The following is a 7192-nucleotide window of genomic DNA, read 5'->3' on the forward strand; positions in this document are numbered from 1 at the left end:
TCTCGTCCTGGCACGCGGGCTGGGACGTCGCATGCGCGAGGACGCAACCGCAGCGGACGTCCCGCTGACGGCCGCGCAGGACGCGGCGGCGCGCGCCGGGCTGAAGGGGCTCATGCCCGTGGGCGGCGGCGCCGGGCGGCCGTTTCTCGACTACGTGCTCAGCGCGCTCGTCGATGCCGGCATCCGCGAGATCGGGCTCGTCGTCGCGCCGGAGCACGACGCGATCGGGGCGCAGTATGCCGGCGAGCGGACGCCGTCGCGCGTCGCGCTGCACTACGTCGTGCAGCGGGAGCCGATCGGCACGGCTGACGCGGTCGGCTCGGCCGAGTCGTTCGTCGATGGCCGGCCGTTTCTCGTCGTCAACGCCGACAACCTCTATCCCGTGGAGACGCTGGCGGCGATGCGGGCGCTCGACGGCCCCGGCCTGCCGGGTTTCGAGCGCGACGATCTCGTCCGGTCGAGCGGCATCCCGCGCGAGCGCGTGGCGGCGTTCGCGCTGCTGAAGGTGGCGCCCGACCGCACGCTGATCGACATCGTCGAGAAGCCGGGCGTGGCGGCGATCGAGGCTGCCGGGCCGCACGCGCTCATCAGCATGAACTGCTGGCGCTTCGACCGGCGAATCTTCGCCGCGTGCCGCGACGTGCCGCGATCGGCGCGGGGTGAGTTCGAGTTGCCGGAGGCGGTGCGCCTGGCGGTGCGCCGCGGCGTGCGGTTCCAGGTCGTGCCCGCGCGCGGTCCGGTGCTCGATTTGTCGCGCCGCGCCGACGTGCCGCTCGTCGCCGAGCGGCTCGCGGCTGTCCGGGTGCGGCTCTGATGTCGAGCGTCGCCGAACGGCTCGTCGGCTGCGGCTTCGAGGCCGACGCCGCGGCGTCGCGCGCCGCGATGCTCGAACGCGCCGCGGCCGCGCAGATTGCGGTGGCGGGTGCCGCGCCGGTGTGGCGCTGGATCGTCCCCGGTCGGATCGAGGTCTTCGGGAAGCACACCGACTACGCCGGCGGCCGGTCGCTCGTCTCGGCGGTCCCGCGCGGGTTCGCCGTCGTCGCGCGGCCGCGCGACGATGACCTCGTGCGGGTGATTGACGTGGGGAGCGGCGAGAGCACGACCGTGGATCGCAGCGGGTGCGCGCGGCCGCGCCGCGGGTGGGCCACGTACATCTCGACCGTCGTCCGGCGGCTCGCCGACAACTTCCCGGGCCGGCCGCTCGGCACCGACATCGCGTTCGTGAGCGATCTGCCGCGCGCCGCAGGCCTGAGCAGCTCGAGCGCGCTGCTCGTCGCGGTCGCGACGGCGCTCGTGCGCCGCGGCGAGCTCGAGGCGCACCCTGCCTGGCGCGCCGCGATTGGCTCACCGTTCGACCTCGCCGGCTACTTCGGGTGCATCGAGAACGGGCAGACGTTTCGGAGCCTCGCCGGTGCGCGCGGCGTCGGCACGCGGGGCGGCTCGGAAGACCACACCGCGATCCTGCTCGGCAGAGCGCGGACGCTGCGGCAGTTCAGCTACACGCCGGTCCATCTCGAGGACGAGGTGACGTTCCCGCGGGACTGGCGGTTCGTCATCGCGTCGAGCGGCGTGCACGCCGACAAGGCGGGGAGCGTGCGGGATCGGTACAACAGGGCCGCGCGAAGCGCGGGCGTGCTGCTGTCGATCTGGAATCGGCGCACCGGGGCGAGCGCCGTGTCGCTGGGCGTAGGGCTGCGCGGCGCATCAGATGGGCCGAACCGTTTGCGAGCCTGGCTGCGCGCCGCGAACGCCGACGAGGAGGCGGCCGGATTCTCCGCCGACGATCTGTCTCGGCGTCTCGAGCACTTCATCGAGGAGGACGGGCGGGTCGCCGAAGCCGTGGCGGCCATTCGCGCCGGCGATGTCGCCGAGCTCGGACGGTTGGCGATCGCGTCCCAGGCGGATGCGGAGCGGCTGCTCGGGAATCAGGTGCCGGACACGATGGCGCTCGTGGAGGAGGCCGTCGACGTGGGCGCCACGGCTGCGGCGAGCTTTGGTGCGGGGTTCGGAGGCAGCGTGTGGGCGGTGGTCCCGGCCGACGAGGCGCTGGCCTTTGGAGAGCGGTGGATGACGAGCTACCGCGAACGGTGCCCGGGGCTCCCGAAGAGTGAGTGGTTCGACGGTGTGCCGGCGCCGCCGCTCGTGGAGGTCGCCGGGTCGGCCTGACCATCGGCTCATGCCTATCTTGACCGATAATACTGTCACCACAGGATAGCTATCCCTCCATCCCGCCCGTAGGCTTCCAAAGCCGAACAAAGTGGTCGTCAGCGCCGACGTCTGTGGCGTTGTCCGCAGTCGTGTACACGGGCGATTGCCATGTCCGGCCGACGGCCCGCGGGGCCAGAGGAGCGACGAATGAAAGGCACGTGGCACGCAAGGATCCTCGTACTGGGGATGATCCTGCTCGCAGGCGCGGCGAACGCGCTTGCGCAAACCGGCAACGCCACCCTCACCGGTACGGTCGCCGACAACGTCGGCGTTGTGCCGGGCGCGACGGTCACCGCCACTCAGGCGCAGACCAACGTCAACCGCAACACCGTGACGAACGACCAAGGGGTCTTCCGTATTCCTGCCCTGCCGCCTGGCCGCTACGTGGTCAAGGTGGAGATGGAAGGGTTCCGGCCCCTGACCATTGCCGAGTTCAACCTGCTCGGGAACGAAATCCGGGACCTCGGGAGGCTGACCATGACGGCCGGCGGCGTCTCGGAGTCCGTGACGATTACGGCGGAAGTGACGCCGGTGCAGACCGCGACGAGCCAGTTGACCAAGAACATCACGAGCGACACGCTCGTGTCGGTGCAGGTCAAGGGGCGCGACATCTTCGGCATGATGAAGATCCTGCCGGGCATCATCGACTCGAAGGCGAGCCGCGACTACGCCTCGTGGGACTCGGGGCGCTACCTGAGCATCAACGGCGGCAGTTCGCTGAACAAGAACACGACGATTGACGGCGTGCCGGTCGGCGAAGAAGGCGGCAACGGCACGACGCACATCACGCCGAACATCGACTCGATCGGCGAGGTCAACATCATCACGAGCGGCTACAACGCCGAGAACGGGCGCCAGTCGTCGGGGCTCGTGTCGATCGTGACCAAGTCGGGCACGAACCAGTTCCGCGGGTCGGGCTGGTACAACATGCGGCGCGACGAGTGGAACAAGAACGACTTCTTCCGCATCCAGTCGCGATCGCCGAAGCCCTTCTTCGAGGTGAACATCGGCGGGTACAGCATCGGCGGGCCGATTCTGATCCCGGGCGTGCTGAAGCGTGAGAGCCAGAAGAAGGCGTACTTCTTCCTGTCGCAGGAGTTCGTCGAGGACATCCGGCCGACCGACGTGTACCGCACGAACATGCCGACGGATCTCGAGCGCCAGGGCGACTTCTCGCAGACGTTCTTCGGCAAGGCGACGCTCGGCGCCGACGGCGCCGTGACCGGCACGAGCACGCTCAACACCATCACCGACCCGGTGACGCTGCAGCCGTTCGCGGGGAACAAGATTCCGCAGAACCGCATCAACCCGATCGGGCAGAACATCATCAACCTGCTGAACCCGCCGAACAACCAGCGGGACGGCACGACCAACGCCTACTGGAACTCGAACGACGCCACCGACGTGACCCCGCAGCACACGCGGCGCAACTTCGTGTCGCGCGGCGACATCGTCTGGAGCCAGAACACGCGCTTCAGCGTGCGGGCGCTGTTCGACCGCGACGACAGCATCACCTACAACGTCGTGCAGCCGCGCGAGAGCAGCTCGAACAACGTGTTCCCCGGCGACCTCGTGACCGGATCGATGAGCAAGGTCATCTCGCCGACGGTGGTCAACGAGTTCACCGCGGGCTACAGCCACAACCACTACGGGTTCCGGATTGGCAAAGGGGCGGTCGACCAGGAGGAGTATCTCCAGTACTACCGCGATCGGTATCCCTGGTCGTCCAGCCTGCCGCGCATCGAGGGTTTCAATCCGGATCCGGGCCCGATCGGCTTCAGCCGCTACAACAAGCAGGAGTGGCCGTTCATGCCGGACTTCCTGTTCGCGGGCGGCAACCGCAGCAACCTCCAGCCGTGGCGGCCGTTCGGCGGCCGGTCGCGCCTCGCGATGACCTGGAACGAGAACTACCGGTTCACCGTGCAGGATGACCTCTCGTGGACCAAGGGGCGGCACAACTTCAAGTTCGGGTTCGCCACCGAGCGGAACAGCAAGACCGAACCGGGCTCGCAGGACTACACCGGCGTGTTCGACTTCGGGCACAGCGCGGACAACCCGATCAGCAGCGGCAACGGCTTCGCCAACGCGCTGCTCGGCGTCCTGACGAGCTACAGCGAGCGGGACAACAGGCTCGACCGCGACAACCTCCACTGGTACAGCGCGGCATACGCGCAGGACAGCTGGCGCCTGACGTCGCGCATGACCCTGGATATCGGGCTGCGCGTCGAGCATCACGGCGCCTTCTACGAAGGCCGGAAGGAGAACTCCGGCTTCGACCCGGCGCTGTTCAATGCGGCCCAGGCTCCCGTGCTCTACATGCCGGCGTGCCGGACGGGCGTGGCGGGCAACCAGACGTGCTCGTCGGCCAATCAGGCGGCGATCGACCCGCGGTTCCCGGGCGTGTACCTCTCGCGCGCCTACGTGGGCAGCGTGGTGCCGGGCACCGGCTCGATCACCAACGGCATGTGGGTGAACGGGATGAACAGCCACCCGACGAAGGCGGATTCCGGCAAGAAGGACGGGTGGTACTACGACCTGCCGATGTTCTCGTGGGCGCCGCGCGCCGGCTTCGCGTGGGACGTCTTCGGCGACGGCTCGACCGCACTGCGTGCATCGGGCGGGATCTTCTACAACTTCGTGGCCGGCCTGTATCCGTTCAACGGCGGCCCGCTCGTCACTCGCGTGCGCACCATCCGCAACGTGACGCTCGCGGACCTCGCGCAGTTGGCGGCGGCCGGCACGGCCTTCGCCGAGAGCCCCCAGACGACGGCGCTGCCGGCTGGCTTCACGCTGCCGCTCTATGGCCAGCAGGAGAACCCGGGCAAGCTCGAGCCCGAAAAGAACTACCAGGCGAACATCGCCTTCCAGCGTGACCTCGGGTTCAACACGGTCGCGGAAGTCGCCTACGTGACCAACATCGGCCGCAAGGGCCGCCGCACGCGGACGACCAACAACATCCCGGTGAACGCGTACGCGGATCCCAAGAACCTGTTCAACAACGAGCCGATTACGGCCAACCTGATCCGCCGGGATTGGCGCGGCATCGGCAGCGTCCAGTATCTCTACACGGATGAGGACGTGCTGAACTACAACGCGATGCAGACGAGCGTCCAGCGTCGTCTCACGAAGGGCCTCCAGATGGGGCTGGCCTACACGTTGTCGTGGAACCGCGGCATCCAGGGCTGGGACTTCATGACCGAGGAGCTCGGCGGCAGGCAGGGTCTCCGTGACTTCTACTACGGACCGCCGGCCGGCAACCCGACCGGCGTGGACACGGGCGTCCAGGATCGCCGGCACTCCCTGGTCGTGAACTACAGCTATCAGGTGCCGAACCCGATGCCGAATGCGCCCGTCCTGAAGTACGTGCTGAAGGACTGGGAGGCGTCCGGCGTCGTGCAGTACCTGAGCGGCATGGCGCTCTCGCCGACCTGCAACACGAACCAGTCTGGTGTCGCCAACACCGACCCGTCCTTGTCGGGCGTGACCGGCCGCTGCGAGCTGGTGCCGGGAGAAGATGCGCTCAACGTGCCGGCGTGGACGGGCGATCCCGCGACGCACGACGCGTTCCGGCCGCACTTCAACCTGAACGCGTTCCGGCGTCCGCTGCCCTCCAACGGGCAGGGGAACCTCGGTAACGTGCCGGTGGGTTACCTGCGTCATCCCGGCTGGCAGAACTGGGACTTCACGCTCGCGCGGCGCATCCCGGTGACCATCGGCCGCGGCGGCAGCGTGCGCGTCCAGGCCCAGTTCTACAACATGTGGAACCAGGTCCAGTTCCAGCGCATGGCCGCGACCTACACGTTCACGCAGGGTCAGGCTGGCGGCAACAGCAGCACGACGACCGGCCAGTACGACCAGGTGACGAACCCGTTCAACTTCGGCCTCACGGTCCGGTTCGACTACTAAGGCACACACGCCCGGATGTCCTCGACGCTCGAGGACATCCGGCGCCCATCGTCAACGACACCGGGTGTCCCATCGATCGGGACACCCGGTGTCGTTTCTGAACGTGTTCCTCAGCCGCGGTGCGCCGCATCCTCCCTTTGCCTGGGAAACCGGTTCTCGTCAGCGGGCCGGTTTTCTGGTGCTGTGGGGGTTCTAACCGCCATTCCAGTAATCGGCCAGCTCACTACTGCCACTAAGTAGTTCAAATACTGTTGGCGCAGGATGCAACGGTTTTGGACGTCCGACTACGCTTGCCTCGACTCCTGTAAATGACCGAGATTCCGTGTCCATTGGTACCGGAGGCACGGCGTCATCCGTTCGGAGGAACGGGGCTATTCGCAGGATGTCGCGGCCCGAAAGGCCGAAGGAGCGTGTGATGGAAGGAAAGAGGCGAGTAGGAGCCCTGTCGGCGCTGCTGGCGGGGACGATCCTCCTGGCAAACGCGATGGGCGCGTTTGCGCAGACCGGGAGTGCCACACTGACCGGCACGGTCGCCGACAACGTCGGCGTCGTCCCGGGTGCAAGCGTGACTGCCACGCAGGCGCAGACCAACGTCGTTCGTACCGCTGTCTCGAATGATCAGGGCGTGTTCCGTATTCCCGCCCTGCCGCCCGGCCGCTACGTCGTGAAGGTCGAGATGGACGGGTTCCGGCCCCTGAACGTTGCCGAGTTCAACCTCTTGGCGAACGAAATCCGCGACCTCGGCAAGCTGACCATGTCGGCCGGCGGCGTCTCGGAATCGGTGACCATCACGGCGGAAGTCACGCCGGTGCAGACGGCGACGAGCCAGCTCACGAAGAACATCACGAGCGACACGCTGGTGTCGGTACAGGTCAAGGGGCGCGACATCTTCGGCATGATGAAGATCCTGCCGGGCGTCATCGACTCCAAGGCGAGCCGCGACTACGCGCAGTGGGACTCCGGCCGCTACCTGAGCATCAACGGCGGCAACTCGCTGAACAAGAACACGACGATTGACGGCGTGCCGGTCGGCGAGGAAGGCGGCAACGGCACGACGCACATCACGCCGAACATCGAC

Annotated in this window: 4 protein-coding genes; all 4 read left to right on the forward strand. The window is 67.7% G+C overall.

Annotated elements, in window-relative coordinates; all coding sequences use genetic code 11:
• Positions 1-31: 31 nt before the first annotated feature.
• On the forward strand, positions 32-814 hold the full coding sequence (locus tag IT184_18585; protein MCC7010826.1) for a nucleotidyltransferase family protein: 783 nt from the start codon (positions 32-34) through the stop codon (positions 812-814).
• On the forward strand, positions 814-2166 hold the full coding sequence (locus IT184_18590) for a galactokinase (protein MCC7010827.1): 1353 nt from the start codon (positions 814-816) through the stop codon (positions 2164-2166). Before IT184_18585 ends, IT184_18590 begins: the two co-directional genes overlap by 1 nt.
• Before the next feature lie 228 nt (positions 2167-2394).
• On the forward strand, positions 2395-6114 hold the full coding sequence (locus IT184_18595) for a TonB-dependent receptor (GenBank protein ID MCC7010828.1): 3720 nt from the start codon (positions 2395-2397) through the stop codon (positions 6112-6114).
• A gap of 382 nt (positions 6115-6496) precedes the next feature.
• Positions 6497-7192: carboxypeptidase regulatory-like domain-containing protein (locus IT184_18600; GenBank protein MCC7010829.1), on the forward strand; the 696-nt coding region annotated here is incomplete at its 3' end.

Source organism: Acidobacteriota bacterium, assembly GCA_020853395.1.
Classification (GTDB): domain Bacteria; phylum Acidobacteriota; class Vicinamibacteria; order Vicinamibacterales; family SCN-69-37; genus JADYYY01.